Source organism: Nocardia sp. NBC_01388 (genome assembly GCF_045040085.1).
In the GTDB taxonomy this organism is placed as follows: Bacteria; Actinomycetota; Actinomycetes; order Mycobacteriales; family Mycobacteriaceae; genus Nocardia.
On sequence record NZ_CP109553.1, the window covers coordinates 429211 to 455842 of the forward strand.

Annotated in this window: 26 protein-coding genes; 20 read left to right on the forward strand and 6 right to left on the reverse strand. The window is 66.5% G+C overall.

Features of this window, described 5'->3' with window-relative positions; genetic code table 11:
* The first annotated feature begins 41 nt into the window (after nt 1-41).
* The 15 genes from argC (at nt 42) to OG716_RS02080 (ending at nt 13076) form a co-directional block, all read left to right on the forward strand.
* Nucleotides 42-1124 carry an N-acetyl-gamma-glutamyl-phosphate reductase gene (gene argC, locus OG716_RS02010; protein WP_405135999.1) on the forward strand — a complete coding sequence of 361 codons (1083 nt, stop codon included), beginning with the start codon at nt 42-44 and terminating at the stop codon, nt 1122-1124.
* Nucleotides 1121-2332, forward strand: a complete 1212-nt coding sequence (argJ, locus tag OG716_RS02015) for a bifunctional glutamate N-acetyltransferase/amino-acid acetyltransferase ArgJ (protein ID WP_405136000.1) — start codon at nt 1121-1123, stop codon at nt 2330-2332. The genes argC and argJ overlap by 4 nt, the downstream gene beginning before the upstream one ends.
* The gene (gene argB / locus OG716_RS02020; RefSeq protein ID WP_405136001.1) at nt 2329-3246 is read left to right on the forward strand and encodes an acetylglutamate kinase; all 918 of its coding nucleotides are present in this window, start codon (nt 2329-2331) and stop codon (nt 3244-3246) included. Before argJ ends, argB begins: the two co-directional genes overlap by 4 nt.
* Nucleotides 3243-4445, forward strand: coding sequence for an acetylornithine transaminase (locus tag OG716_RS02025; RefSeq protein WP_405136002.1), 1203 nt, complete (start codon nt 3243-3245; stop codon nt 4443-4445). The genes argB and OG716_RS02025 overlap by 4 nt, the downstream gene beginning before the upstream one ends.
* Nucleotides 4442-5380, forward strand: coding sequence for an ornithine carbamoyltransferase (gene argF, locus OG716_RS02030; RefSeq protein WP_405136003.1), 939 nt, complete (start codon nt 4442-4444; stop codon nt 5378-5380). Before OG716_RS02025 ends, argF begins: the two co-directional genes overlap by 4 nt.
* A complete protein-coding gene (locus OG716_RS02035) occupies nt 5377-5904 on the forward strand; it encodes an arginine repressor (RefSeq protein ID WP_405136004.1) in 528 nt (175 codons plus the stop codon). The genes argF and OG716_RS02035 overlap by 4 nt, the downstream gene beginning before the upstream one ends.
* Before the next feature lie 19 nt (nt 5905-5923).
* Nucleotides 5924-6346 carry a WXG100 family type VII secretion target gene (locus OG716_RS02040; RefSeq protein WP_405136005.1) on the forward strand — a complete coding sequence of 141 codons (423 nt, stop codon included), beginning with the start codon at nt 5924-5926 and terminating at the stop codon, nt 6344-6346.
* The gene (locus OG716_RS02045) at nt 6343-6645 is read left to right on the forward strand and encodes a WXG100 family type VII secretion target (protein WP_405136006.1); all 303 of its coding nucleotides are present in this window, start codon (nt 6343-6345) and stop codon (nt 6643-6645) included. The genes OG716_RS02040 and OG716_RS02045 overlap by 4 nt, the downstream gene beginning before the upstream one ends.
* 34 nt (nt 6646-6679) lie before the next feature.
* On the forward strand, nt 6680-8041 hold the full coding sequence (locus tag OG716_RS02050) for a restriction endonuclease fold toxin (RefSeq protein ID WP_405136007.1): 1362 nt from the start codon (nt 6680-6682) through the stop codon (nt 8039-8041).
* A 13-nt stretch (nt 8042-8054) separates the two neighbouring features.
* Entirely contained in the window at nt 8055-8453 is a 399-nt protein-coding gene (locus tag OG716_RS02055; protein ID WP_405136008.1) for an Imm7 family immunity protein, read from the forward strand.
* Between the two features lie 348 nt (nt 8454-8801).
* Nucleotides 8802-10004, forward strand: coding sequence for an argininosuccinate synthase (locus OG716_RS02060; protein ID WP_355128402.1), 1203 nt, complete (start codon nt 8802-8804; stop codon nt 10002-10004).
* A gap of 40 nt (nt 10005-10044) precedes the next feature.
* Nucleotides 10045-10959: an SAM-dependent methyltransferase gene (locus tag OG716_RS02065; RefSeq protein WP_405136009.1), complete on the forward strand. Its 915-nt coding sequence runs from the start codon at nt 10045-10047 to the stop codon at nt 10957-10959.
* The gene (argH, locus tag OG716_RS02070; protein WP_405136010.1) at nt 10956-12377 is read left to right on the forward strand and encodes an argininosuccinate lyase; all 1422 of its coding nucleotides are present in this window, start codon (nt 10956-10958) and stop codon (nt 12375-12377) included. The genes OG716_RS02065 and argH overlap by 4 nt, the downstream gene beginning before the upstream one ends.
* Nucleotides 12378-12426: 49 nt before the next feature.
* Complete coding sequence (locus tag OG716_RS02075) at nt 12427-12771, forward strand: type II toxin-antitoxin system RelE/ParE family toxin (RefSeq protein ID WP_405136011.1); 345 nt, start codon at nt 12427-12429, stop codon at nt 12769-12771.
* Between the two features lie 5 nt (nt 12772-12776).
* Nucleotides 12777-13076 (forward strand): helix-turn-helix domain-containing protein, encoded by a 300-nt coding sequence (locus OG716_RS02080; protein WP_405136012.1) that lies wholly within the window; start codon nt 12777-12779, stop codon nt 13074-13076.
* Nucleotides 13077-13139: 63 nt separating this feature from the next.
* Here the strand turns inward: OG716_RS02080 and OG716_RS02085 are convergent, their stop codons facing one another.
* Nucleotides 13140-13319: a hypothetical protein gene (locus OG716_RS02085; protein ID WP_355128394.1), complete on the reverse strand. Its 180-nt coding sequence runs from the start codon at nt 13317-13319 to the stop codon at nt 13140-13142.
* 265 nt (nt 13320-13584) lie between these two features.
* On the opposite strand from OG716_RS02085, the gene OG716_RS02090 reads away from it, so the two are divergent.
* Nucleotides 13585-13908, forward strand: a complete 324-nt coding sequence (locus tag OG716_RS02090) for a multidrug efflux SMR transporter (protein WP_327140771.1) — start codon at nt 13585-13587, stop codon at nt 13906-13908.
* Nucleotides 13909-13978: 70 nt separating this feature from the next.
* On the opposite strand, the gene ilvA is transcribed toward OG716_RS02090, so the two are convergent.
* The gene (gene ilvA, locus OG716_RS02095; protein ID WP_405136013.1) at nt 13979-15193 is read right to left on the reverse strand and encodes a threonine ammonia-lyase; all 1215 of its coding nucleotides are present in this window, start codon (nt 15191-15193) and stop codon (nt 13979-13981) included.
* A gap of 197 nt (nt 15194-15390) precedes the next feature.
* Here ilvA and OG716_RS02100 point away from each other — a divergent pair, with 197 nt between their 5' ends.
* The 3 genes from OG716_RS02100 (at nt 15391) to OG716_RS02110 (ending at nt 18282) form a co-directional block, all read left to right on the forward strand.
* Nucleotides 15391-15912: a hypothetical protein gene (locus OG716_RS02100; RefSeq protein ID WP_405136014.1), complete on the forward strand. Its 522-nt coding sequence runs from the start codon at nt 15391-15393 to the stop codon at nt 15910-15912.
* A 73-nt stretch (nt 15913-15985) separates the two neighbouring features.
* A complete protein-coding gene (locus OG716_RS02105) occupies nt 15986-16711 on the forward strand; it encodes a GntR family transcriptional regulator (protein WP_405136015.1) in 726 nt (241 codons plus the stop codon).
* Between the two features lie 80 nt (nt 16712-16791).
* The gene (locus OG716_RS02110) at nt 16792-18282 is read left to right on the forward strand and encodes an NCS1 family nucleobase:cation symporter-1 (RefSeq protein WP_405136016.1); all 1491 of its coding nucleotides are present in this window, start codon (nt 16792-16794) and stop codon (nt 18280-18282) included.
* Here OG716_RS02110 and idi read toward each other — a convergent pair whose 3' ends face one another.
* Genes idi through OG716_RS02130 form a run of 4 tightly spaced genes read right to left on the reverse strand, consistent with a single transcriptional unit; the run spans nt 18283 to nt 23083 of the window.
* Nucleotides 18283-18861, reverse strand: coding sequence for an isopentenyl-diphosphate Delta-isomerase (gene idi, locus OG716_RS02115; RefSeq protein WP_405136017.1), 579 nt, complete (start codon nt 18859-18861; stop codon nt 18283-18285).
* Complete coding sequence (locus OG716_RS02120) at nt 18858-19730, reverse strand: geranyl diphosphate 2-C-methyltransferase (protein ID WP_355128381.1); 873 nt, start codon at nt 19728-19730, stop codon at nt 18858-18860. Before OG716_RS02120 ends, idi begins: the two co-directional genes overlap by 4 nt.
* 56 nt (nt 19731-19786) lie before the next feature.
* Entirely contained in the window at nt 19787-21664 is a 1878-nt protein-coding gene (locus tag OG716_RS02125) for a family 2 encapsulin nanocompartment cargo protein terpene cyclase (RefSeq protein ID WP_405136018.1), read from the reverse strand.
* Between the two features lie 12 nt (nt 21665-21676).
* Entirely contained in the window at nt 21677-23083 is a 1407-nt protein-coding gene (locus OG716_RS02130) for a family 2B encapsulin nanocompartment shell protein (protein ID WP_405136019.1), read from the reverse strand.
* Between the two features lie 510 nt (nt 23084-23593).
* Here OG716_RS02130 and OG716_RS02135 point away from each other — a divergent pair.
* The gene (locus tag OG716_RS02135) at nt 23594-26560 is read left to right on the forward strand and encodes an AMP-binding protein (RefSeq protein ID WP_405136020.1); all 2967 of its coding nucleotides are present in this window, start codon (nt 23594-23596) and stop codon (nt 26558-26560) included.
* The last annotated feature ends 72 nt before the right edge of the window (nt 26561-26632 follow it).

Below are 26632 nucleotides of genomic sequence, written 5' to 3' on the forward strand. Positions count from 1 at the left end.
CCCGCTGTGAATGAGCTTGCACAATCGTGCATAATCATCACATGGCGGATACCTCTGGTGGACCCACGCTGCGGGTCGCGGTCGCTGGCGCGAGCGGGTACGCGGGCGGCGAAGTCCTGCGACTGCTGCTCGGACACCCAGCCTATCGAAGCGGGCGTCTCGAGATCGGGGCGCTGACCGCCGGGTCCAATGCGGGCAGCCTGCTCGGGTCGCTGCAGCCGCATCTGCTGCCGCTGGCCGATCGGGTCCTCGGACCGACCACCCTCGAGGAGCTGGCCGGGCACGACATCGTGTTCCTGGGCCTGCCGCACGGGCAGTCCGCGGCCATTGCCCAGGCGCTGCCGGAATCGACCGTCATCATCGACTGCGGGGCCGATTTCCGGCTCACCGATGCCGCGGCCTGGGAGAAGTACTACGGCACCCCGTATGCGGGCAGCTGGCCGTACGGGCTGCCGGAGTTGCCGGGCGCGCGGGAGCGATTGCGCGGGGCGACCCGGATCGCGGTGCCGGGCTGCTATCCGACGGTGTCGAGTCTCGCACTGGCCCCGGCCCTTGCCGCGGGCATTATCGAGCCGAATGTGAATGTTGTCGCCGTGAGCGGCACCTCGGGCGCGGGCCGCAAACTCGATGTGGGCCTGCTGGGTTCGGAGGTGATGGGTTCGCTGCGTGCCTACAGCATCGCGGGCGCGCACCGGCACACTCCTGAGATCGCCCAGAATCTGAAGGCGGCCGCCGCGAGCGGCGGGAGTGATCTCGCCGGTCTCGACGTCGCCGTATCCTTCACCCCGGTGCTGGCTCCGCTGCCGCGCGGCATTCTCGCCACCTGCACCGCCCCGGCGCGTGTGGACGCCGCCGCGGCCCGTGCCGTCTACGAAAAAGCTTATGCCGATGAACCCTTCGTGCACCTGCTGCCGGAAGGCGTACTGCCGCAGACCGGTTCGGTCCTCGGATCCAATGCCGTCACCCTGCAGGTGGCCGTGGACGAGGCCGCCGGACTGCTGGTGGTGATCGGCGCCATCGACAATCTGGCCAAGGGCACCGCGGGCGCGGCTGTCCAATCCCTGAATCTGGCTCTCGGATTCGACGAGACCGCAGGACTTTCCACCGTAGGAGTGGCACCGTGACTTCAACCTCTGTCGGCAAGCTGGTCCGGACCCAGGGCGTCACCGCGCCGCTGGGGTTCCGCGCGGCCGGTATCACGGCGGGCATCAAGGTCAGCGGAAAGCCGGATCTGGCACTGGTATTCAGTGAGGGACCGGAGTATTCGGCGGCCGGCGTCTTCACCCGCAACAAGGTGAAGGCCGCGCCGGTGCTGTGGTCGCAGCAGGTGCTGACGACCGGGCGGCTGCGGGCGGTCATCCTGAATTCCGGTGGGGCCAATGCCTGTACGGGTCCCGGGGGTTTCCAGGACACGCACGCCACCGCCGAGGAGCTCGCGAAGGCGCTGAGCAACTGGGGCACCGAGACCGGGGCGGGCGAGATCGCGGTCTGCTCAACGGGTCTCATCGGCGACCGGCTGCCCATGGACAAACTGCTGCCCGCCGTCACCGAGATCGTGCGCGAAATGGGTGGCGGGCTCTCGGGTGGGGCGGAGGCCGCACGGGCCATCATGACCACCGATACCGTGCCGAAAGAGGTGGCGTTCCACCATCAGGACAGGTGGAACGTGGGCGGTATGGGCAAGGGTGCGGGCATGCTCGCACCGTCGCTGGCCACCATGCTCATCGTGCTGACCACCGATGCGGTCGCCACGCCCGCACAACTGGACTCGGCGCTGCGCAAGGCTACCGCTCTGACCTTCGACCGGCTCGATGTCGACGGTTCCTGCTCCACCAATGACACTGTGCTGCTGCTCGCCAATGGCGCCAGCGGTGTCGCGCCCAGCCAGGACGACCTCGATGCCGCTGTTTTCGCGGTCTGCGACGATCTGGCCGAGCAGCTCATGGCCGATGCCGAAGGTGTGACCAAGCGGGTGCACATCACCGTGCGCGGCGCGATCAGCGAGGACGAGGCGCTCATCGGCGCCCGTGCCCTCGCCCGCGACAGCCTGGTCAAGACGGCGTTCTTCGGCTCCGACCCCAACTGGGGCCGCGTGCTGGCGAGCATCGGCATCGCACCGATCGAGCTGGAGGCGGACAAGATTTCGGTGTCCTTCAACGGATATCCGGTGTGCGTCAACGGCATGGGCGCCCCCGGCGCGCGCGAGGTGGATCTGTCCGGCGCCGATATCCAGGTGCTGGTCGACCTCGGACTCGGCGACGGTGAGGCCACCGTCCGCACCACCGACCTCTCGCACGGATACGTCGAAGAGAATTCGGCCTACAGCTCATGAGTTCGGTGCGCGAACAGCTTTCGGCGCTGGACAAGGCGCACGTGCTCGCCGATGCGCTGCCGTGGCTGCAGAAGTTCCGCGACAAGGTGGTGGTCGTCAAATACGGCGGCAATGCCATGATCGACGAGGAGCTCAAGCGGGCCTTCGCCGCCGATATGGCATTCCTGCGCACCGTGGGCGTGCATCCGGTGGTGGTGCACGGCGGCGGCCCGCAGATCAGCGCCATGCTGAAAAAGCTGGGCCTGCAGGGTGAGTTCCGGGGCGGCTTCCGCGTCACCACGCCCGAGGTCATGGATGTGGTGCGCATGGTGCTCTTCGGTCAGGTGGGCCGCGAGCTCGTCGGGCTGATCAATGCGCACGGGCCCTATGCGGTCGGCATCTCCGGTGAGGACGCGCGGCTGTTCACCGCCACCCGGCGCACCGTCGAGGTGGACGGCGCGCCCACCGATATCGGCCTGGTCGGCGACGTCACCGAGGTGAATCCCGATGCGGTGCTGGATCTCATTGCGGCGGGCCGCATTCCGGTGGTATCCACCATCGCCCCCGATGCGGACGGCGTGGTGCACAACATCAATGCCGATACCGCCGCGGCCGCGCTGGCACAGGGCATAGGCGCGGAAAAACTGGTCATTCTCACCGATGTGGAAGGTCTGTACACGGATTGGCCGGACCGGTCCTCGCTGACCACCCGCATCGATACCGATGAGCTGGCCACGTTGCTGCCCAGCCTCGATGCGGGCATGGTGCCGAAGATGGAAGCCTGCCTGCGTGCCGTCGAAGGCGGTGTCCCGACCGCGCACGTCATCGACGGGCGGGTGCCGCATTCGGTACTGCTGGAGCTGTTCACCGGGGAGGGCATCGGCACCATGGTGACCCCCGCGGGCGTTGCGAGTTCGAACGGAGTGAAGTCATGAGCACAGCCGATATTCAGCAGCGGTGGACTTCCGCGCTGATGAACAACTACGGCACCCCGAAGATCGCGCTGGTGCGCGGTGCGGGCGCGGTCGTCTACGACGCCGACGGCAAGCGCTACCTCGACTTCCTCGGTGGGATCGCGGTCAACAGCCTCGGGCACGCGCATCCGGCGATTCTGGAGGCGGTCACCAATCAGCTGGGCACGCTCGGCCATGTGTCGAATCTGTATGCCAGCGAACCGGTCATCGAACTCGCGGAACGGCTGCTCGCGCACTTCGGTGACGGGGACGGGAAGGCGTTCTTCTGCAACTCCGGCACCGAGGCCAACGAGGCCGCGTTCAAGATGGCGCGACTGACCGGCAAGACCAAGATCGTCGCGTGTGAGGAAGCGTTCCACGGGCGGACCATGGGCGCGCTGGCGCTGACCGGGCAGGCGGCCAAGCGCACGCCGTTCGAGCCGATGCCGGCCGGTGTTGTGCATGTGCCCTACGGCGATCCGCTGGCGCTCGCCGCCGCGGTCGACACCGATACCGCCGCAGTGTTTCTCGAACCCATCATGGGGGAGAGCGGTGTGGTCGTTCCGCCTGCCGACTATCTGGCCAAGGCGCGCGCCATTACCAAACAGCAAGGCGCACTGCTGATTCTGGACGAGGTGCAGACCGGTATCGGCCGCACCGGTGCGTTCTACGCGCATCAGGCGGCGGGCATCGTGCCGGATGTGATCACCCTGGCCAAGGGGCTGGGCGGCGGTCTGCCCATCGGCGCGGTGCTGGCGCAGGGTCCGGCGGCCGAGCTGCTGCAGCCCGGTATGCACGGCACCACCTTCGGCGGCAATCCGGTCTGTGCCGCAGCGGCTTTGGCGGTGCTGCGGACCATCGACGAGGAGGGTCTGCTCGCACACGTGGAGAAGGTCGGCAAGATTCTCGTCGACGGGATCGACGATCTCGATCACCCGCTCATCGATCATGTGCGCGGCGCCGGTCTGCTCATCGGCATCCAGCTCACCGCCGATGCCTCGGCTCAGGTGGAGGCGGCCGCACGGGAGACGGGTTATCTCATCAATCCCGCCAAGCCCACTGTGATCCGGCTGGCTCCGCCGCTGGTGCTCACCGAGACCCAGGCCGACAATTTCCTGTCCGACCTCCCCGGCATTCTCGACGCCGCGCAGGCCCAGGTGGAGAAGGAGAACCAGAAGTGACCATTCGCCATTTCCTGCGCGACGATGATGTGAGCCCGGCCGAACAGGCCGAAATCCTCGCCATCGCAGCGGAACTGAAGAAGGCCCCGCTCTCCCGGCGCCCGCTCGACGGTCCGCGCGGTGTCGCGGTCATGTTCGAGAAGAACTCCACCCGCACCCGCTTCTCCTTCGAAATGGGCATTGCCCAGCTCGGCGGGCACGCCGTGGTCGTGGACGGGCGCGATACGCAGCTCGGTCGCGAGGAGACGCTCGCCGATACCGGGCGGGTGCTCTCGCGGTATGTCGACGCGATCGTCTGGCGCACCTTCGAGCAGACCCGGCTCGACGAAATGGCGGGCGCCGCAACCGTTCCGGTTGTGAACGCGCTCTCCAACGAGTTCCATCCCTGCCAGATCCTCGCCGATCTGCAGACGCTGCAGGAGCGCAAGGGCGACCTGGCCGGGCGCAAGCTCACCTATCTCGGCGACGGTGCGAACAATATGGCGCACTCGCTGCTGCTCGGCGGCGTCACCGCGGGTTTGAACGTAACCATCGCCGCCCCCGCGGGTTTCGAGCCGCTGCCGTGGATCGTGGAACTGGCCCAGAAGCGTGCCGCGGAAACCGGCGCCACCATCACCTTCACCGCGGATCCGATCGCGGCCGCCGAAGGCGCCGACGCGCTGGTCACCGACACCTGGATGTCCATGGGCCAGGAGAACGACGGCCTCGACCGTGTCGCCCCCTTCCGCCCCTTCCAGGTGAACGCGGCCCTGCTGGCGCATGCCGCCCCCGATGTGACTGTGCTGCACTGCCTTCCGGCGCATCGCGGCGAGGAGATCACCGACGAGGTCCTCGACGGCCCGCACAGCGCGGTGTGGGACGAAGCCGAAAACCGCCTACACGCCCAGAAGGCACTGCTGGTCTGGCTGCTCGCCAAACAGGGCGGTGCCCGGTGAGCGGTGAGCGACGCTCGGCCGCAACAGTTCCCGTGCGATCGGGTGCGGCAATCGCCCGCACCCGGGCCGGCCGCCAGGCCCGCATAGTCGCCATCCTCTCCCAGCACGAGGTCCGCAGCCAATCCGAACTGGCCGCCCTCCTCTCCGGCGAAGGCATCGACACCACCCAGGCCACCCTCTCCCGCGACCTGGACGAACTAGGGGCGGTCAAACTGCGCGCAGCCGACGGCGGCGCAGGCGTCTACGTGGTCCCCGAAGACGGCAGCCCCGTCAGGGGCGTAACCGGCGGCACCGAACGCCTCTCCAAACTCCTCGGCGATCTCCTCGTCTCCACCGACTCCAGCGGCAATATCGCCGTCCTCCGGACCCCACCCGGCGCCGCCCACTTCCTGGCCAGCGCCCTCGACCGAGCGGCTCTGCCGGAGATCGTCGGCACCATAGCCGGCGACGACACCATCGCCGTCATAGCCCGCGAACCCACCACCGGCGCCGAACTGGCCACCAAAATCGAACTCCTCGCCTGACCGGCCACCCTCCACCTGATTGGCGATTCCGGCCGGTGTGTCCGGGTGCGAAGCGTGGCTGAGCCTGCTGGTTGCTACTCGGATGCCATATGATGCTGCGCTGAAGGAGGGTGGCGTGGCGATCGAATCGGGTGGGGCATCGGGGCAGTTGAACGTTGTTCCCGATGAAGTGCAGGCGTTCGGACGGCTCGCCTACAAAATGGCTGAGGAGTTGCGGTCGGGTTCTTCGACTCTCGATGGTGAAGTCCGGGACCTGATGAACACCTGGAAGGGCGCTGCCGCGGGTTCGTACAGCGAGGGCTGGGAGGAAATGCATCGCGGCGCCGTCGAGGTCTGGGATGCGTTGTTCGACCTTGCCGCAAAGTTGGGTGTCACGGCCGAGAACTACCGGGATACCGACACGAATTTCGCCACCGCGGTGAATTCGCTGGAGCTGCCATGAGTGTCCCGGGCGAGGGTTACTCGGTCGATCTGCCGCATCTCGACGAAGTGACCGCACGCATCCGCGCCTTCAAAGGCTTTGTCGCCGACAACCTCTCAGCACTCGACGACCGCGCCAGGGCGCTGTCGGCAACCTGGTCGAGCGAGGCCGCGACCGCATACGAGACCGCACACCGCGAGTGGCTGACCGGCGCGAACGAGGTCCGCGACGGCCTGGCCGCGTTGGAAGCCGCCGCCCGCACCGCACACGAGAACTACACCGGAGCCATCGCCGCGAACTTGAGAATGCTCGGCCTGTGAGCCGGCAGGTGCAACGGGCTCGGGTGGCGCCTTGGTGAACGTCGATTTCGGTGCCTACTATGCCGTCGGCAGAGCATGTTTCGGCCTTTCCGATGCGCTGCAGAACGCGTTCCTCGCCGAAACGAAGGCCATGGCCGACTGTGGTGCTATGGCCGGTGTCGACGAGACCGGCGCCGCCTGGGGGCAGAAGTACGACCGGCGGGTCACCGAGGTTCTCGACATGGTTTCCCTCCTCGGCGAAGGACTTCAGAAGCTCGGCACCGTGATCGTGCAGGCTGGCTACAACCATTACTCGGCCGACTACGACAGTGTCCTCGATCCAGCCGCCCGGCCTGCTGTCATGCCGCCGGTTCCGACGCCGTCGTGCCGCTACTACGGCAGCCCGCCTTCGGCCGGAGGGCCTGGTCGAGGTCTGCGCGAAGCGGCCGATTCTCTGATTCGATTGGCCGACAAAGTCGGCATCGACATTCCCGACGGTGACACCGACTCGCTGCAGACGGCAGCCGACGCCTGGAATCGCCTGCAAAATGGTCACACGGTCGAGTTGGCTTCGGTGTTGAAGAACGCCGCGATAGTGATGGAACGCAATGATGTCGCCGATGCCGCTGAGTTCACGCGGCGACTGCTCGACTTACAAGACGCAGTCGACGACATCCTCGGAGCCTGCGGTGAGCTCTCACAGTTGTGCAGTTCTTATAAAGCTGATCTCGAACACCTCCGCAGCGCCATTCTCCACGGCATCCTCGTAGAGCTCGCCTGGGCGGTCGCAGGCGAACTCGCCATCGCCACCGCTACGGCCTGGATCACCTTCGGTATCACCGCAGTTGCCGCCGGCGCCGCAACCACGGCGATCGTCGCCCGCTACGCCGTGCGCATCGCGGAAGCCGTCCGCGGCTGGCGAGACGAAATACGCGCTCGCAAGGCACAACTGGCGCTGCGCGATCTGAGCAAGACTCGCAAGACCGTGGATGAGGCACAAGAACTGGAAACCGTGGCCGACGATGCGGTCGCCCAACCTCCGAAAACCGCGCGGGCGCCCGCTGATTCGGGAAGATACTCCGGTGGTTTGGCGAAAGTCGACAAGCCGGATCCTGATGCGGACAAGCTCGCCGGAAGGATCGGCGGGCAATCGCGAGTCAGATTCGACAGCGACTCCGCCGGCCGGGAGTTCGATGCGGTCAGCGATCAGTACATCGCTCAAGCGAAGCCTGCGAACTTTCAAGTCAACAAGAGCTTCAGAAGCCAGGCGCGCGCGACCTTCGAAGCGGCGCAGGATACCGGCAGAAGTGTGTACTACCATTTTGATGGACCACCGCAAGCTGGAGTGCGCGAAAAGCTTCAGCAGTATGCCGACGAGTACAAAATCGACCTTGTTATCGATGAAGCGCCGTTTTAGCTGAAGGAGTGAGGTGTTCGAGTACCACGGCTGGGTCACCGTTCAGAGTTCTACGGGGGATGAGAACGATAGTGAAAGCGAAGCCGCACGGACTGCTGCTGCGGCAGTCCTGCAAGCTCTGCAATCGGCGCCCGGACTCGCCGAAATTCGAACTGTCAACGGTGTAAATCAGATTCATATTGCAGGATGCTCGAATCATAAAGGCAGCCAAGGTGATCAAGTTATCGAGGTCTTCGCCGACATAGGAAGGGTCGCGCCCGGTTCCTACGGGATCCTCTATGTGCGAGACGATGAGGATTCATCTGGTCGTGAGAATGAATTTCAGGTCACGGTAATGCGCCGGGGCGCAGTATCTTCATGGCGCGACGAATTGCTTTCGCCATGCATTCCCGTCATCGAAGATGATGAGTAGTCACTTCTGTGAAGCGAATGGTCGGTGTGGTCCGGCGAAGGCTCACTGGCCGCGCTGATCTCGGTACAGCGCTGGAGTGATCGGATATTTCGCCGATGGCGGTGATCGGTCTTGCTGATCTGAGGCGGCTCATGGGGAAGTAGTGGGCGCGGTGTCGCCGACTCATGACCCGCTGCGCCCGCTGCCAGCGTTCATCGGCACCGGACTGCTGGGGGCCGTAGTGGCTCTGGCCAGGGATTTTCTGGTCACCCACCCCCGGTTATGAATGGGATTGCATCATCGTGCATAATCATTTGCAGGACGGCGGGGGAACCGACTTACACGTACTAATCGAGGAGCACACGGACTATGACCAAGCGCGTCGTACTCGCCTACTCCGGCGGGCTGGACACCTCAGTCGCGATCAGCTGGATCGCCAAGGAGACCGGGGCCGAGGTGGTCGCGGTCGCGATCGACCTGGGTCAGGGCGGCGAGGACATGAACGATGTGCGCCAGCGCGCGCTCGACTGCGGTGCGGTCGAATCGATCGTGGTGGACGCGCGCGACGAGTTCGCCGATGAGTACTGCCTGCCGACCATTCAGGCGAACGCCATGTATATGGGCCGCTACCCGCTGGTCTCGGCCATCTCCCGGCCGCTGATCGTCAAGCACCTGGTCGAGGCCGCCGAGTACCACGGCGCCGATACGGTGTCGCACGGTTGCACCGGTAAGGGCAACGATCAGGTTCGCTTCGAGGTCGGCATCGGCGCGCTCGCGCCCGAGCTGAAGGTCATCGCCCCGGTCCGCGACTACGCCTGGACCCGCGAGAAGGCCATCGAGTTCGCCGGCGAGAACAACCTGCCGATCAATGTCTCCAAGAAGTCGCCGTTCTCCGTCGACCAGAACCTGTGGGGCCGCGCGGTGGAAACCGGCTTCCTCGAGGATCTCTGGAATGCCCCGACCAAGGACGTGTACGACTACACCGTCGACCCGACCGTCAACTTCGAGGCGCCGGACGAGCTCATCGTCACCTTCGACAAGGGTGTTCCGGTCGCCATCGACGGCCGCCCGGTCTCCATGCTCGAGGCCATCACCGAGCTGAACCAGCGTGCCGGCCGTCAGGGTGTCGGCCGTCTGGACATGGTCGAGGACCGTCTGGTCGGCATCAAGAGCCGCGAGATCTACGAGGCGCCGGGCGCCATCGCCCTCATCACCGCGCACCAGGAGATGGAAGCGGTCACCGTCGAGCGCGAGCTCGGCCGCTACAAGCGTCAGGTCGAGCAGCGCTGGGGCGAGCTGGTGTACGACGGCCTGTGGTACTCCCCGCTCAAGCGCGCGCTGGACGCCTTCGTGCAGGACACCCAGCAGCATGTCTCCGGTGAGGTCCGCATGGTCCTGCACGGCGGCAGCGTGATCGTGAACGGCCGTCGCTCGGACGAGTCGCTCTACGACTTCAACCTGGCCACCTACGACGCCGGCGATACCTTCGACCAGTCGCTGGCCAAGGGCTTCGTGCAGATCCACGGCCTGTCCTCCAAGGTCGCGGCGCGTCGGGACCTCGGCAAGAAGTAGTAGCCTGCGACCGGGTACCAACCGGCCTGAGGAGGCGTCCATGCGAACCGATGACGACAGCTGGGACATCACGGAGAGCGTGGGCGCCACCGCCATCGGTGTCGCCGCCATGCGGGCCCACGAGACCCGGCGTGACGATGCGGTCTTCAACGATCCGTACGCGGCGAAGCTGGTGGCCGCGGTGGGTTCGGACGGCTGGAACACGATCATGGCCGCCGGCCGGGGCGGCGGTCAGACCGGTAGCAGCTTCATCAACGGCGTCATGGGCAACTTCCTGGTTGCCCGGACGCTGTATTTCGACGATTACTTCGCCAAGGCGATCACCGTCGGCATCCGGCAGTTCGTCATCCTGGCCTCCGGCTTGGATGCGCGCGCGTATCGGGTGGAATGGCCCTCCGGCAGTATGGTTTTCGAACTGGATCAGCCGAAGGTGCTGGACTTCAAGGCGAAGGCGCTCGCCGATGACGTTCCTGCGGTAGATCGCCGTGAGGTGCCCGTCGATCTGCGGCACGACTGGCCGAAAGCCTTGCGCGACAAGGGTTTCGATCCCGATCGGCCGACCGCCTGGCTCGCCGAGGGCCTGCTGCGCTACCTCCCCGGCGAGGCGCAGGACCGGCTGCTGGAGAACGTGGTCGCACTCAGTGCGCCCGGCAGCCGGATGGCACTGAATATCGGCACCGGAAATCGCGCGCTGTCGAAGGAAATGCGCGAACGCCGACGGGAAGCCTTGGCCAAGGCCGGGATTCGAGTCGATCTCGAAGAGCTCTGGTACCCGTGGGAGGGCCGCACCGACCCGCGTAGCTGGTTCGCCATGCAGCAGTGGCTGGTGCGGGAGGGCGATCCCGCGGCCCTGCTGGCCGATCGCGGCCGCGTCGTCCCCGAGGAGGCGCTGGCCGATATGAGTACACACATCCTGATGACCGCGATACGACCGCGAGGAGACGACACGCTATGACCCAGGGCGGCAGCACCAATGAGGGCGCGCTGTGGGGCGGACGATTCGCGTCCGGCCCGGCCGCGGCAATGGCCGCGCTGAGCAAGTCGACCCACTTCGACTGGGTGCTGGCGCCGTACGACGTCCGCGCGTCCAAAGCCCATGCGCGCGTGCTGCACAAGGCCGGACTGCTGTCCGAGGGTGATCTGGCCGCCATGCTGACCGGACTCGATCAGCTGGCCGCCGATGTGGCCTCGGGCGCCTACGCCCCCGCCGAATCCGATGAGGACGTGCACGGCGCCCTGGAGCGCGGTCTGATCGAACGCGTCGGCACCGAACTCGGCGGTCGCCTGCGTGCCGGTCGTTCGCGTAATGACCAGGTGGCCACACTCTTCCGCATGTGGCTGCGCGATGCCGTGCGCCGGGTCGCCGCGGGTGTCCTCGAGGTGGTCGACGCCCTGGTCGCCCAGGCCGTCGCGCATCCGGATGCCGTCATGCCGGGCAAGACGCACCTGCAGGCCGCGCAGCCGGTCCTGCTCGCGCATCACCTGCTGGCGCACGCACATCCGCTGCTGCGCGATATCGATCGCCTGCGCGACTTCGACAAGCGCGCTGCCATCTCCCCGTACGGTTCGGGCGCGCTGGCCGGTTCCTCGCTCGGCCTGGATCCGGAGGCGATCGCCGCCGACCTGGATTTCGACGCGGCAGCGGCCAATTCGATCGACGCCACCTCCTCCCGCGATTTCGCCGCCGAGGCCGCCTTCGTGCTGGCCATGACCGCCGTCGACCTCTCCCGCATGGCGGAGGAGGTAATCATCTGGAGCACACCGGAATTCGGCTACATCACCCTCGCCGACGCCTGGTCCACCGGCTCCTCCATCATGCCGCAGAAGAAGAACCCGGACGTCTCCGAGCTCACCCGCGGCAAGGCCGGCCGCTTGATCGGCAACCTCACCGGCCTGCTCGCCACGTTGAAGGCTCAGCCCCTTGCCTACAACCGTGACCTGCAGGAAGACAAAGAACCGCTGTTCGACTCGGTGGCCCAGCTGGAACTGCTGCTGCCCGCCATCGCCGGTCTGGTCTCCACCCTGACCTTCCACACCGACCGCATGGCCGAGCTCGCCCCCGCCGGTTTCACCCTCGCCACCGATATCGCCGAATGGCTTGTCCGTCAGGGTGTCCCGTTCCGCGTCGCCCATGAGGCCGCCGGCGGCTGCGTCCGTGCCGCCGAAGCCCGCGGTGTCGGCCTCGCCGATCTCACCGACGACGAATTCGCCGCCGTCGACCCGAACCTCACCCCCCGGGTCCGCGACGTCCTCACCGTCGAAGGCTCCATCGCCTCCCGCAACGCCCGCGGCGGCACCGCCGGCGTCCAGGTCGCCAAGCAACTCGAGGAAGTCCGCAGCACCGCCGCCGACCACCGCACCTGGCTGCGCTGATTCTCAGTTCCGCGGACGTCGCGCTTTCCGTCGTTATAACGTCCGTGTTATGAATTGGGGAGAGGTGGAGCTGGAACCGGAGATAGACGAGTGGATCGACTCGCTCGACCAGGACGACCAGGAGACAGTGGCCTTCTATGTCGATCTACTGGCCGAGTGCGGGGTGCTACTCGGCGAGCCCTACACCAAACAGCTACGGGGCAAACTTCGCGAACGCCGGTTCTACCTCTCCCGTGACGCGGTACGAATCACCTACTGGATTGCACCGGGCAGGCGCATCATCTTGTTGACTGTGTTTCGGAAGCAGCGGATGCGGGAGACGGCTGAAGTGGAGCGGGCGGCGCGAGCGATGAAACGCTGTGTCGCTGAGGCTCATACCGTGGAGGAGGAGTGATTTCCATGGGTGAACATACGAGTTGGGCTGACAAGCGGGCCGAGGTCATGGGCCGACCCGGCGCGGGTGCTGCCTACGATGCGGCCCGAATCCGATTCGAACTCGGCGCCTCCGTCCGGCGGCGTCGAGAAGAACTGGGGCTGACCCAGGCCGAGCTCGCGGAACGAGCCGGGTTGAAACAACCGGCGGTAGCGCGATTCGAGGCCGGCGGCACCATGCCGACAATCCCGATGCTCGAAAGGTTCGCGGAGGCATTGGAACTGCGGCTCAGTGTTGAGTTCCACCCGCTTCCCGAAGCCGGCTGAGCAGCCCCCGGAACGACGAATGCCCGCCGCGGGGAGCGGCGGGCATTCGGGGTCTCGGGCGGATCATTCTTTGACGAAGTTCGACCGTTTGGTGGCGGGGATGGTGAAGCGGCCCGACTTGATGGGGCCGGCGTCGGACTGTTTGCGGGCGGGCTTGCCCCGGCGTTCGCGGCGCGACATCGGCCGGTCGGCGGTGTCGGAGTCGACTGCTTGGGTTTCGGGGTTCACGGATTGGTCGGACATGAGGTCCTCCTGGGGGAGTGTGACCGACTCGCCGGGGTGACCGGTCGAGATCGGAGTGCCGCGTAGTGGCGGGAGATCGGCGTTCGGAGCCGGAAATGTGCGAAGGCTCAGCGGCGGTGCTGACAATTCGGCACAGGTGCGCTCTCTGTCTTTCAGCGCTGAGGCGGCTCGGAAGTGTGGTGGCATCCACATGCCGTCCCAGTAACCATACGGCGTCGCGCCATGCATCTCATTTCGGGCCCGGTATGCCCGATAGTGTGCCGGCATGACCTTGTTGTTTCTGGGACTGGCCATAGCGTTCGAGGTGACCGCCACGGTGTCGCTGAAGATCTCCGATGGATTCAGCAAACTGGTGCCGTCGATCATCGTGGTGATCGGTTACGCGTCGGCGTTCGTCTTCCTGTCGCAGGCGCTCAAACGGGGTATGGCGATCGGAGTCGCGTACGGCATCTGGTCGGCCGTGGGTGTGGTGGCGGTGGCGACCATCGGTGCGCTGTTCCTGGATGAGCGGCTGACCATGGTGCAGGTGGGCGGGATCGGGCTGGTGATCGTCGGAGTACTGGCGTTGGAACTCGGTGGGGCGCACTGAATCTCTCTTGTGGGCGCATTGAACCCCATTGGGGCGCATCGAATCCAGGTGACACCGAGTTTCAGCGTGTTCAATCCTGCACGCGCAGTGTGTATCCCGCATCGGCGAGCGCGGTGAGCACCTCGTCGCGATGTGCGGGCCCGCGGGTTTCCAGCGTCAGCAGTACTTCCACCTCGTCGATGGCGAGCCAGGTGTCGGTGCGGGAATGGACCACATCGAGCACACTCGCGCCGGTGCGTCCCAGCTCGGCGAGCAATCCACCGAGACTGCCCGGACGGTCGGAGATGGTGACCCGAGCGGCGAGGTAGCGGCCCGCGGCGCTCAGACCGTGCCCGATCACCCGGGTCAGCAGCAGCGGATCGATATTGCCGCCGGAGAGAATGGCGCACACCGGACCCCGCAGCTCGAGTTCGTCCAGATCGCAGGCCATGAGCGCGGCGACCGCGGCTGCCCCGGCCGGTTCGACAATGAGTTTGGCGCGCTCCATGCACAGCAGCAGCGCCCGCGACAGCGCATCCTCATCGACGGTCACCATGGCCGGCGCGCATTCGACAATGTGCCCGAACGGCACCTCACCGGGCTGTCCCACGGCAATGCCGTCGGCCATGGTGACCATCTGCGCCAATCGAATCGGCTTGCCGGCCTCCAGCGATCCGGGCCACGCCGCCGCGCCCGAGGCCTGCACGCCGATCACCCGCACCTGCGGGGCCAACTGCCGCAGCGCCCCCGCGACGCCCGCGAGCAGTCCGCCGCCACCGGTCGGCACGATGACCGTGCCGACATCCGGCAGCTGCTCCAGGATTTCCAGCGCCACCGTCCCCTGTCCGGCCACGATATCGGGGTGATCGAACGGATGGACCAGTGTCGCCCCGGTCTGCTCGGCGAATTCCCTTGCCGCCATCAGTGATTCGTCGATGGTGTCGCCGACCTGATACACCGTGGCCCCATATGCCTTGGTGGCCACCAGTTTCGGCAGCGCCGCGCCCACCGGCATGAACACGGTCGACTCGATGCCCAATGATGTTGCCGCCCAGGCGACCCCCTGTGCGTGATTGCCCGCGCTGGCCGCCACGACGCCCAGTCGCCGTTCGGACTCCGGCAGATTGGCAATGCGGTTGTAGGCCCCGCGCGGTTTGAACGACCCGGTGCGCTGCAGGTTCTCGCATTTGAGCCACACCTCGTGCCCGGTGCGCTCCGCCATGACCCGCGATGCCACCATCGGGGTCCGGCGGATGACCGGTGCCAGCAGATTTGCCGCCGCGTCGATCCGTGCGATCAGGTCCATGGCGCCATGCTGCCAGGCGTCAACCGAACTGTCTCGTCCCCGCCGCGCCGCGTCGCGCCACGCGTACGGACCCCGGCCCGGGCGGACAATCCCGAGCCGAACCCACCGCCCGAGCTATCTTCTGACCGATCGAGCATCTGCTCGATTTCGCGCTGACCTGCGCCGATGCCCCGCTCGAATGCCAGGAGAGGGAAGCTGTGCCGAATGCAGTGAAGATCGTGACCGTGCTCGCCGTTGCCGCCACTGTGAGCAGCGCCCCGGCCGCGACCTCCCATGCCGCCGAGGTCCTGACCATCGGTAGCTGTTCCGGCGGCGACTTCCGCTGGACCGCCGTGGACGGCGCCATCGATATGACGCCCCGCGTGCTCACCTTCACCTCGGTCGGCAGGTTGTGGGATTGTGTCGGCGTTCCGGGCATCACCGGCGGCGCCTTCACGGGAGTGCATGTGGCGGCATCGGATTGCATGCATCCGGCGGACGGCCCGCTCACCGTCGACATCCTCTGGTCGGACGGCGAGACCAGCAAACTGTGGGGCCCGTGGCCGGTCGGCATGATGCAGCCCACAATCGGCCCGATGGAGGTTGTCGGAGGTCTCGGGCAGGGCGGTCGCGTCCGCGTTGTCGCCGAATACGAGATGATGACCCCGGATATGGTCATGGGCTGCATGGGCCCGGGCGTCACCACCGGCCCGGGCCGGCTGTCTGCCGGCATGTGGTGAAATCGGCGGCAACTTTTCCTGGTTGTGACACCACCGACCGAGAAAACCAACACGGGAAACCTAGCTTGGCAGTATGCCCCCACGTCGACGCTCCGCCCTGCTGGCCACCCTGGTGGTCGACCAACCGGGTCGACCGCAGATCATTCTCGGTGAATTGCGCCGGGTGATCCTGGACGGCGCCGCCCCGCCGGGCACCGTGATTCCGCTGCGTGAGATCGCGGAACTGTTCGGTGTGAGTCACATACCGGTCCGCGAGGCGCTCAAAATCCTGATCGGAGAGGGCCTGGTCACGCATGAACAGCACGCCGGTTACGCCGTCGCCCAGCTGACCGCCGCCGAACTACGCGAGATGTATATCGTGCGGCAGACCCTGGAGGAGGCGGCGCTGAGCATGGCGGCGATCAACGCCTCCGCCGAGGACCGCGCAGCCCTCGTGGCGGCAAATGAATTGCTGGAGAAGGCGATTCACGAGGACGACCCGGTCGCCTACCATCGGCACTCCCGAGTCTTCCATCTCGCCCTGACCCGCCCGTCCCGGCTGTTCCGGCTCATCCACATGCTCGAGGCCGCCTGGAACGTCACCGAACCCATCCAGCCCATGGTGCACGTCTCGCACGCCGATCGGGAACGCCTGCACGGCGATCACAACCTCATGCTCGACGCCTTCCTGGATCGCGATGTGGATCGGCTGCTCGCCATCGCCCGCCGCCATCACCTGCGACTCGAGCAGGTGATCTCCACACTGCCCGCCGATACCGGTCTGCTGGTGGCCGCCGAAGATATATCGATACCGCAATAAGGAGGCAATGGAGGTGCAATGGCGGGGCAACGGCCCGTTCCTACCTTGATCCGACCATTGCTCTTCGGATCGGATGCGCCATGACCGATATCGCCACACCCGTCACGGCGGACACACCTCCCACGGTGACCGCCCCAGTTTACGACCCCGCGCTCACCAATGCGGACCTGGCCCCGCTGCGCGAACAGCGTTGGGGCTCATACCATATCTTCGCCTTCTGGATGTCGGATGTGCACAGCGTCGGCGGCTACGTCACCGCGGGCAGCCTGTTCGCGCTCGGCCTGGCCGGCTGGCAGGTGCTCGCCGCTCTGCTGGTCGGCATCACCATCGTCTACTTCCTGTGCAATCTGGTGGCCGCGCCCAGTCAGCGGACCGGCGTGCCGTATCCGGTCATGTGCCGCAGCGCCTTCGGAGTGCGCGGGGCGAATATCCCTGCCATTATCCGAGGCCTGATCGCGGTGGCCTGGTACGGGATTCAGACCTACCTGGCCTCGGCGGCGCTGATTGTGGTTGCCGTCAAACTGTTCCCGAGCCTGGCGCCGTACGCGGTCGCCTCTGATTACGGCTTCCTCGGCCTGTCGCTGCTGGGCTGGTGTGCCTACCTGGTGCTGTGGGTGGTGCAGGCGGCGGTGTTCTGGCAGGGCATGGAGTCCATTCGCCGGTTCATCGACTTCTGCGGTCCCGCAGTCTATGTCGTGATGTTCGCGCTCTGTGGCTACCTGATCTACAAGGCCGGCTGGGGTTCGATCAATCTGGAGCTCGGCTCGGTGAAGTACCACGGCTGGAATGCGCTGCCGGTCATACTGGGCGCGATCGCCCTGGTGGTGTCGTACTTCTGCGGCCCCATGCTGAATTTCGGCGACTTCTCCCGCTACGCCAAATCCATGCCGGCCGTGCGCCGCGGCAATCTGCTCGGACTGCCGGTCAACTTCCTGGCCTTCTCGCTGCTCGTGGTGATCACCGCCTCGCTGACCATTCCGGTCTACGGCAAGCTGATCACCGATCCGGTCGAGACGGTCTCGCGCATCGACTCCACCTTCGCGATCGTGCTGGGCGCCTTGACCTTCACCATCGCGACCGTCGGCATCAATATCGTGGCCAACTTCATCTCCCCGGCGTTCGACTTCTCCCATGTCAGCCCGCAGCGCATCAGCTGGCGCATGGGCGGCATGATCGCGGCGGTCGGCTCGGTGCTCATCACCCCGTGGAATCTGTACAACAACCCCGAGGTCATCCACTACACCCTGGAGACCCTGGGCGCGTTCATCGGCCCGCTGTTCGGCGTGCTGATCGCCGACTACTACCTGATCCGCAAGCGCAATATCGTGGTGGACGATCTATTCACGCTGTCGCAGACCGGAAGTTACTGGTACCGAAAGGGATTCAACCCGGTCGCCGTGATCGCGACGGTGGTGGGCGCGGCCGCCGCGGTCTTCCCCGTGCTGGCCAAGGATATGACGGGTATGTACACCGCGGCCCAGTACAGCTGGTTCATCGGCTGTGGTCTGGCCCTGGTGGTGTACTACGGCCTGGCGAAGAGTTCGAGGTTCGCCATGACCGTGAACCAGTAATCAGCGACCGGCGGTGTAGGCGTGGTCGGCGAGCTCGATGACCTGAGCCAGCCACGGTGTGTACCCGCCGGGTGCGGCCGCGACCGCGGTGCGCAGTTCGCTGATGGTCACCCAGGCGATATCGTCGATCTCCGCCGGATTCGGTTGCGGCTCCTGGCCGATCAGCCGCCCGATCAGCACATGATCGAATTCGTGCTCGACCCGCCCGGTCCGCCCGTCCGCCGCCTGATAGCTGAAGGTGCCGACCTCGGTCAGCTCGGCCGACACTCCCAGCTCTTCACCCAGCCGCACGGCGGCGGCCTCGGCCACCGCCTGCCCGGGTGCGGGATGCCCGCAGCAGGTATTGGTCCACAGTCGCGGGAAGCGGGTTTTCACCGCGGCCCGCTGCTGCAGCAGTACCCGCCCGGCCCCGTCGAACAGCAGCACCGAAAAGGCTCGGTGCAGCCGGCCCGGGGCCGTGTGGGCCGCAGCCACCGCCAGCGATCCGGCCGCGCGGCCCTGCTCGTCCACGAGCTCGACGAGCAGGGCTTCACGGTCGACTGCCGGAGTGGCGTCGGAAGTGTCGAGAGTGCCGGTCACCGGCCTACCTTATCGGCGGTAATCATCAGGTACTGGAAGCTGCCCTCCTTGTACGAGGTCAGGAAGGGCTTCTCCACGCCGGTGGCCAGCTCGGAATGGGTGCGCAGTTCCCAGTACGGAATGGTCTGCGGGGTGAGGTCGGTGACGGCGACCGGGACCAGATTATTGGCGGCGAGCGCCTTGAAGTACTCGCTGCGCGGATGGATATTGCAGCCGTAGTGCGCGTCGATCCAGCTCACCGACGCCGAACGCGCCCCGAACACATCATTGGAGCAGCCGGTGATGCAGACATAGCGCCCGCCGGGCTCCAGCAGCCGGGAGAACTCGGCGAAGAGTTCGAAAAGGTCCACGTACATGGTGGTTTCATTGGTCCAGATGCCGCGCATGGACCCGGTCTCGAAACCGGTATCGAGCATATTCTTGAAGTGGAACCGCACCTTGTCGGTGACGCCGCGCTCCGCGGCCTGGTCATTGGCGAAGCCGGCCTGGTACTCGGAGATGGTGACGCCGTCCATCCGGCAGCCGAAACGCTGATTGGCCATGAAGCTGGTGCCACCGCGGCCGGAGCCGCCGTCCATGAGCCGATCACCGGGGCGCACATCACCGAGCTGGTCGAGCAGGACATCGGCCTGCGCGGTTTCGAGGCGGTGCAATTCCCGGACGAGGCGCTCCTGACGCGTGTCCTCGGCGCCCTCCAGGACCGACAGGTCCGGCTCGCCGATGCCGTAGTGGTGGTGGTAGAGCCCGTCCACCTCGCCGAGCACGGTGTTCACGCGGTCGTCATTGGGATTGTTGTTCCAGTAGGCGGCGACCGACTTCTGATAGTCGGTGTGCAGCACGCTCTCGGACTCGGGGCGGAACGTGGTCATGGCAGATCATCCTCTCGATCGCTGAATGAAGATGAGGAGCTGAAAGATGTTGGGGATCAGTCGCTTTCGTTGTATCGCCGACTGTCGGCATGCCAGGCGCGATTGCCGCCCATCCAGGCCCACAGACCGCCCAGGAAGCGGCGCAGTTCGGCGGAACCGCCGGCGGCGAGCGCGCCCGCCTCGGCTTCGAAGCGGTGCACCAGTTCGTCGTGCACCTGTGCGGTGCGCTGCACCGCCTCTCGGCGTGAGCACATCTCCTCGGCCGCGAGCACTGTCGGCAGGTTGAATTCCCTTCCGCCGGAAAGGTCTTCGCGTGCCATCGAGTACAGGTCGTTCACCATCTGGCTGGCCAGCGCGGCCGTGGTCACCACCCGCCGGACCCGTGGATCGGTGTATTCGGCGGCGGGCAACTCGTAGCCGCCGACCGCGTCGATGGGCGCCATGCACGGCAGGAAGCTGTGCGGCTGGCGGTTGAGCAGGTACTCCCAGACCGGGGGCATCCGCCCGGCCTCCCGCCAGCCGGCCTCCGCGCACAGCGCGATGAACCAGCCCGCTATCTCCGTCCGCAGGCGGGCGACCTGGGTGGGGGAGGCGTACCGGGACAGATGTTCGAACGAGGTGCGGAAGGCGCGCAGAATCGGATCACTCTGCATGGCCTTTTCGACCTGTGCCTGATACCGGATCGGCAGATGCACCGGATCCATTGCGGCGGCGGCCAATTCGAGCCGGGGCCCGAGTTCGGCGGCGGCGCGGGAGCGACTGCCGTCCGGTGCGAGATCGCTGGCGTCCTCCTCGCAGTAGTAGTCGTCCACCGACCACTCCGATACCGCGCATTTGGCCGCTGCCAGCAGCCGGTCCGCATCATCGCAGTCCGGATGCGCCAGCATGATCAAGCGCCCGAAATCAGCCTTGCGCAGATCGTCCAATCGGCCCTCGTACAGCCCGATCTCCTGTGCCCAGGCGATGATTCCGGTATTGACCGCCGCCGCGAGCGTGGGATCGTCCCGCACCGGCGGCGGGCAGTACAGCGTCGGAATCGCCGACCCCGCCGATTGCGTCCGAAGGGCGGACGCGGTGCCGATTCCGCTGGGGCCGTGCGATATCGGACGCGCAGGAGTCCGCACCGCACGGCTCTCGACCGGCGGCGCCACCCCCGCCGCCGGAGTGGCGGCGGGGGCGGCGAGCGGAGTGGACTTCGGTATTGCGATATCCGAGGCGCTCGGCGCGCCAACTCCCGGAACGCTCGCGGCTCCGGGAGTACTCGGCACCGCCGCTCCGGGTGCTTTCGTTCCCGGAGCGCGCGCCGCGGCGCGCGGTCGACGGAGTGCCGACGGAGCTCCGAGTCCGCTGGAACCGAGGGGGATTCGCCCCGGCGTAGTGCCGGCCGCCGCCGATGAGCTTGTGGCCTTCGGCGTGTTATTTCCCACCGGCGCGCTGGTTCGCGCCGCTGAGCCGGCTCCCGTCGGCGGACTGGTTGCGGCCCGTCCGGTGGCTTTCGGTGCCCCGGTCCGCGCCGGGGCAGGTGGTGCGGGCACGAATCCCGCGCTGTTCGCCCGGGGTATCGGGCGAAGTGGCTGCCCGGCACCGGGTTTCGGTGTCGCGGGCCGCAGGGCCGGTACCGCGCCCCCGGCGGGTGTGCTCGGATGTGCTGCCTGATCGGCGATTCCCGCGATCGCGTCCAGCGTGGGCAGATTCACCAGCAGGCTCGCGGACCCCAACCCCATGGGGCCGAGCAACCGTTTCGGCGAGAGATGCGCCTCGGCGCCATCGGGTTCGCCCAGTCGTGGATCATCCAGTGCGCCGGTGGAATCCGGTCCCTCCGGGAGCACGAGGGTGGACGGCGCATTCGGGTCGAAGGACTTCAGCAGCGCGGCGACCGCCGCCGCCACCTCATGGGTGGCGGGCGGCGCCGCGGCGCGTGAGAGCACCGACATGGCCGGCTCCGATCAGTCGGACTGACGGGCGATCGACACATTGTCGAGAATGCCGAGCGCATCGGGGACCAGGACGGCGGCCGAGTAGTAGCAGCTGACGAGGTAGGAGATGATCGATTGATCGTCGATCCCCTTGAATCGCACATTCAGGCTGGGTTCGTACTCGTCCGGAATTCCGGTCTGGTGCAGGCCGATGACGCCCTGATCCTTCTCGCCGGTGCGCATGGCGAGAATGGACGTGGTGGAGGTGTCGCTGACCGGGATCTTGCCGCACGGGAAGATCGGCACCCCGCGCCAGGCCGGCACGCGATGGCCGTCGACCTCTACCGGGTCCGGGTAGAGCCCGCGCTTATTGCACTCGCGGGCGAATGCGGCGATCGCCTTCGGGTGCGCCAGAAAGAGTTTGGTGCTGCGCCGCATGCTGAGCAGCTCGTCCATATCGTCCGGGGTCGGCGGGCCGGACTCGGTGTAGATGCGCTGCTTGAGATCACAGTTGTTGAGCAGCCCGAAGTCCGGATTGTTGACGAGGTCGTATTCACGGCGCTCGTACATGGCTTCGATGGTCAGGCGCAGCTGCTGTTCGATCTGGTCCATCGGATCGTTGAACAGATCGGCGACGCGGGTGTGCACCCGCAATACGCTCTGGCCGAGGCTGAGTTCGTATTCGCGTGGCTGCGAGTCGTAGTCGACATACGTGCCGTCGAGGACCGGCTCGCCGTGGTGGCCGGAGGAGACCACGATCTCGGCCTCACCGAACTTGTTCTGCGGCGCGGCAGGCACATTGGCCACGGCCGACAGATGCTCCTGCAGTGCCGGGATGTTGTCGCACAGCTGCAGCAGCGCCGGGCGAGTCAGCACCAGAACGGTGGTGGGCGTGACGGTTTTGATGGTGACCGGCCAGATGGCGTCCGGATCGATCAGCGTCTCGTCGCCGTAGAAGTCGCCGCCGGCGAGCATGCCGAGCTTGGTGGCCTCGCCGTATTCGCCGGTACCGATCTTGCTGAGCTTGCCGTGCACGATCAGCAGTACCTGATCCATCGGATTGCCGAATTCGGCGACGACGGTGCCGGGCGGGAGGTCGCGCTGTTCGAAGCGTGCGGCGACGGTGGCGAGCACCTCCTCGTCATCGAAGCCGCGCAGCTGCGGGAGCTCCTGCAGTTCGAGCGGGATGACCCGGGCGTTCGGGCCGTTGATGATGTATTCGACCTCGCCGTTGCCGACGGTGTGGGTGAGGCGCCGGTTGACTCGATACACACCGCCCTTCACCTGTGTCCACGGCAGATTGCGGGTCAGCCATCGGGAGCTGATGCCCTGCATCTGCGGTTCGGATTTGGTGGTGTGCGCCAGCTGGTGGGCGGCGGTGGTACTGAGGGTTTTCCGATGGCCGTTTTCAGTCTGAAGGGGCATTTCGATGGTCATGCTGCGGTCCTCACCTTCTAAGGGCCACCGCGTTGCACGAGCGGTGGAGTCCACGGCGATACGGCAGGTCCGAATACGGGCCTGCGGAGACATGATGAGTGAAAAGGTAAGCGCGACAGTGCGTTCCAGCGATACCGATGGTAGATCGCGCAATCGTGCGAGCGCAGCGGAATGCATAAACATGATGTCTGGCGCATTGCTATCGCCGTCGTGTCGGGCTTCGCGGCATCGCAGCAGCGGCTCCGCAATCGTCCCTAGCGGGCATTAGACCAGCGTGCTGACCGGCCGAGTGCCGTCGCGGATGGCCCCATTCGCATATTCACAGAAATAGCTGAACCGACCGGGCTGTCCTTTTGCTCGACGCGATTGTCCCGACGCACCCGCCTGCTCGAGCCGCTCATGGAACTGGTCACAGCCGCCGCGCAGTAGGGTGGCCATATGGCAAGCTCATCTGAACGCGTCGGGGCGGATGACGCAGGTCACGAGCAGGGTAGGTCTGGGAGCAAAGCCGTGAAATTCAATACGAAGTCCGTTGTGGGGCCGCTGGCGCGCCTCGTGGCAACCGCACAGAACGGGCTCGAGGTGATCCGGTTCGGGGGACTGGTTCACGACATCGAATCCTCGCCGTACGAGATCGTCGAGCGAAAGCGCACCTACCGGCTGCGGCACTACTTCCCCGATGCCACTGCGGCATCCGCGGCGAGTGCCCCTTCGGACCGACCGGTCGCATTGCTGGTGCCCCCACTCATGGTCACCGCCGAGATCTGGGATGTGAACGGCTCGGACGGGGCGGTCGGCATACTGCACGAGGGCGGAATCGACTGCTGGGTGGTCGATTTCGGCTCACCCACCACCGAGGAGGGCGGCTGGGACCGCGACCTCGCCGACCATGTACTGGCCGTCAACAGCGCCATCGAGACCGTGAACGAATTGACCGGCCGCGGTGTGCATCTCATGGGTTACTCGCAGGGCGGCATGTTCGCCTATCAGACCGCGGCCTATCGCCTCGGCAAAGGCGTGGAGTCCATCGTCACCTTCGGCAGTCCCGTGGACGCGGTGGCGGGCATGCCCTTCGGCATTCCCTACGGACTCGCGCAGGGCGCGGCCGATTTCCTCGCCGACCATGTGCTCAACCGGCTGCCGATCACCGATTCCATGGTGCGCCTGGGCTTTCAGGCCCTGGACCCGGTCAAGACCGTCAAGTCCCGGCTGGACTTCCTGCGCCAGCTGCACGACCGGGAGGCCCTGCTGCCCAGGGAACGGCAACGCCGCTTCCTCGAAGCGGACGGCTGGCTCGGCTATCCGGGGCCCGCGCTCACCGATCTGCTCACGCAGTTCATCAAGCACAATCGAATGATGCTGGGCGGTTTCGTCATTCGCGACCAGCCCATCTCGCTCGCCGATCTGAAATGCCCGATTCTGGCGGTGGTCGGCGAGGTCGACGATATCGGCCAGCCCGCCGCCGTTCGTGGCATCGTGCGCGCGGCGCCCAATGCCGATGTGTACGAATCCAGTGTGGTAGCGGGACATTTCGGGCTTGTCTCGGGCTCCACCGCCACCAAGCAGACCTGGCCGCAGGTGCGCGACTGGGTGAATTGGCTCAGCGGTCGCGGCGAATTGCCCGAGCAGATCCAGCCCATGAGCCACGAGGTGGCCCGCAAGGGTCCGACCACCGGACTGACCCGTGCGGTGCACGCCGTCGGCAGTCTGGCCGAGGCCGGCGCGGAGCTCGGCAAGGCCATCGAGGGTGTGGCCGGGCAGACGCTGCGCGGCACCGTCGAACTCTCCGGTGAGGCGGCGCGTGCGCTGCCGCGGCTCACCCGCCTGGGCATGATCCAGCCGCACACCCGAGTTTCGCTGGGCCGCCTACTGTCCGAGCAGGCGCGACGCGGTCCGGCGCGGGAAGCGTTCCTGTTCGAGGACCGGGTGCATACGCATGCCGCGGTCAATGAGCGCATCGACAATGTGGTGCGCGGCCTCATCTCCGCCGGTGTGCGCCCTGCCACCCGGGTCGGTGTGGTCATGGAGACCCGGCCCAGCGCCCTGGTCGCCATTGCCGCGCTCTCGCGGCTCGGTGCGGTGGCGGTGCTGCTCGCGCCCGGTAGCGAACTGTCCAAGATCGTCGAATTGACCGGCGCCAAGCTGATTGTCTCCGATCCGGAGAACCTGGGTGCCGCGGCCGCTACCGGCCGCCGGGTCCTGGTGCTGGGCGGCGGCGATGCCCGCGCGCTGGATATCCCGCAGGACTGCGTGGTGACCGATCTGGAGCAGGTCGATCCGGCGCAGGTGACGGTGCCGTCCTGGTATCAGCCGAATCCGGGCCTGGCGCGCGAGCTGGCGTTCATTCTGGTCACGGGCACCGGCGACCGCTTCGATATCAAGTACGTGACCAACCACCGCTGGGCGCTGTCCGCGTTCGGCACCGCCTCCGCCGCCGATCTGGGCCGCGACGACACGGTGTACTGCCTTGCGCCGCTGCACCATTCGTCCGGTCTACTGGTGAGTCTGGGTGGCGCGGTGGCCGGTGGCAGCCGCATCGCACTGGCCCGCTCCCTGGATCCGGCGCAGTTCGCGGCCGAGGTGCACCGCTACGGCGTCACCGTGGTCACCTACACCTGGACCATGCTGCGCGACATTCTCGACGCCGACACCTTCCCCAACGGTCATCCGCATCCGATCCGCCTCTTCATCGGCTCCGGTATGCCGGCCGGGCTGTGGCGGCGGGCGCAGGATCGGTTCGCTCCGGCGCGAGTGCTCGAGTTCTACGCCTCCATCGAGGGGGATGTGGTGCTGGCCAATGTGTCCGGCGCGAAGATCGGCAGCAAGGGCCGTCCGGTGCCCGGCACCGCCAAGGTCGAGCTCATCGCCTATGACGCGCTCGCCAACGAGATCATTGTCGAGGACTCGGGTTTCGCCCGCCGCTGCGCCGATAACGAGGTGGGCCTGCTCATCGGCACCGTCTCCGATACCGTCGACCTTTCGGCCGGCGGGCTGCGCGGCGTCTTCACCCCCGGTGATGCCTGGATGCCCACGGAGAACCTCTTCCGCCGGGACAGCGACGGCGACTACTGGCTGATGGACCGCAGCGACACCGTGATTCGCACAACGCGCGGCCCTGTCTACACCCAGCCGATCGTCGATGCCCTCAACGACATCACCGCCGTGGACCTGGAAGTCGCCTACGGACTCCCCGCGGGCAACCGCACTCTGGCTGTCGCCGCCGTCAGCATTCGCGAAGGCCACCGTCTGACCCCGAAGGACGCCACCGAGGCACTCGACCACCTGGCCCCCGACCAGCGCCCCGACCTCATCTACGTGGTCGACGATATCCCCCGCAGCTCCACCTACCGCCCCTCCACCCGCGCTGTCCAGGCCGCGGGCCGCCCCCAGCCCGGCGACCGAACCTGGTGGCACAACCGCGAATCCGACACCTACGAAATCCTCACCCAGGACATCGCAGACCGCCTGTTCGCTTAGTTCGAACCGCTTCGCCGCACGACCGCAGCCGAGAACCGCCTTTGCCGACAATTCGGCAGAGGCGGTTTCTTC

Bases quoted from the DNA above. Each gene is read 5' to 3' on its own strand.
- argC (WP_405135999.1), top strand. From the start codon at position 42: ATGGCGGATACCTCTGGTGGACCCACGCTGCGGGTCGCGGTCGCTGGC.
- argB (WP_405136001.1), top strand. From the start codon at position 2,329: ATGAGTTCGGTGCGCGAACAGCTTTCGGCGCTGGACAAGGCGCACGTG.
- OG716_RS02025 (WP_405136002.1), top strand. From the start codon at position 3,243: ATGAGCACAGCCGATATTCAGCAGCGGTGGACTTCCGCGCTGATGAAC.
- OG716_RS02045 (WP_405136006.1), top strand. From the start codon at position 6,343: ATGAGTGTCCCGGGCGAGGGTTACTCGGTCGATCTGCCGCATCTCGAC.
- OG716_RS02060 (WP_355128402.1), top strand. From the start codon at position 8,802: ATGACCAAGCGCGTCGTACTCGCCTACTCCGGCGGGCTGGACACCTCA.
- OG716_RS02065 (WP_405136009.1), top strand. From the start codon at position 10,045: ATGCGAACCGATGACGACAGCTGGGACATCACGGAGAGCGTGGGCGCC.
- argH (WP_405136010.1), top strand. From the start codon at position 10,956: ATGACCCAGGGCGGCAGCACCAATGAGGGCGCGCTGTGGGGCGGACGA.
- OG716_RS02075 (WP_405136011.1), top strand. From the start codon at position 12,427: ATGAATTGGGGAGAGGTGGAGCTGGAACCGGAGATAGACGAGTGGATC.
- OG716_RS02080 (WP_405136012.1), top strand. From the start codon at position 12,777: ATGGGTGAACATACGAGTTGGGCTGACAAGCGGGCCGAGGTCATGGGC.
- OG716_RS02085 (WP_355128394.1), bottom strand. From the start codon at position 13,319: ATGTCCGACCAATCCGTGAACCCCGAAACCCAAGCAGTCGACTCCGAC.
- OG716_RS02090 (WP_327140771.1), top strand. From the start codon at position 13,585: ATGACCTTGTTGTTTCTGGGACTGGCCATAGCGTTCGAGGTGACCGCC.
- ilvA (WP_405136013.1), bottom strand. From the start codon at position 15,193: ATGGACCTGATCGCACGGATCGACGCGGCGGCAAATCTGCTGGCACCG.
- OG716_RS02105 (WP_405136015.1), top strand. From the start codon at position 15,986: ATGCCCCCACGTCGACGCTCCGCCCTGCTGGCCACCCTGGTGGTCGAC.
- OG716_RS02110 (WP_405136016.1), top strand. From the start codon at position 16,792: ATGACCGATATCGCCACACCCGTCACGGCGGACACACCTCCCACGGTG.
- OG716_RS02120 (WP_355128381.1), bottom strand. From the start codon at position 19,730: ATGACCACGTTCCGCCCCGAGTCCGAGAGCGTGCTGCACACCGACTAT.
- OG716_RS02125 (WP_405136018.1), bottom strand. From the start codon at position 21,664: ATGTCGGTGCTCTCACGCGCCGCGGCGCCGCCCGCCACCCATGAGGTG.
- OG716_RS02130 (WP_405136019.1), bottom strand. From the start codon at position 23,083: ATGACCATCGAAATGCCCCTTCAGACTGAAAACGGCCATCGGAAAACC.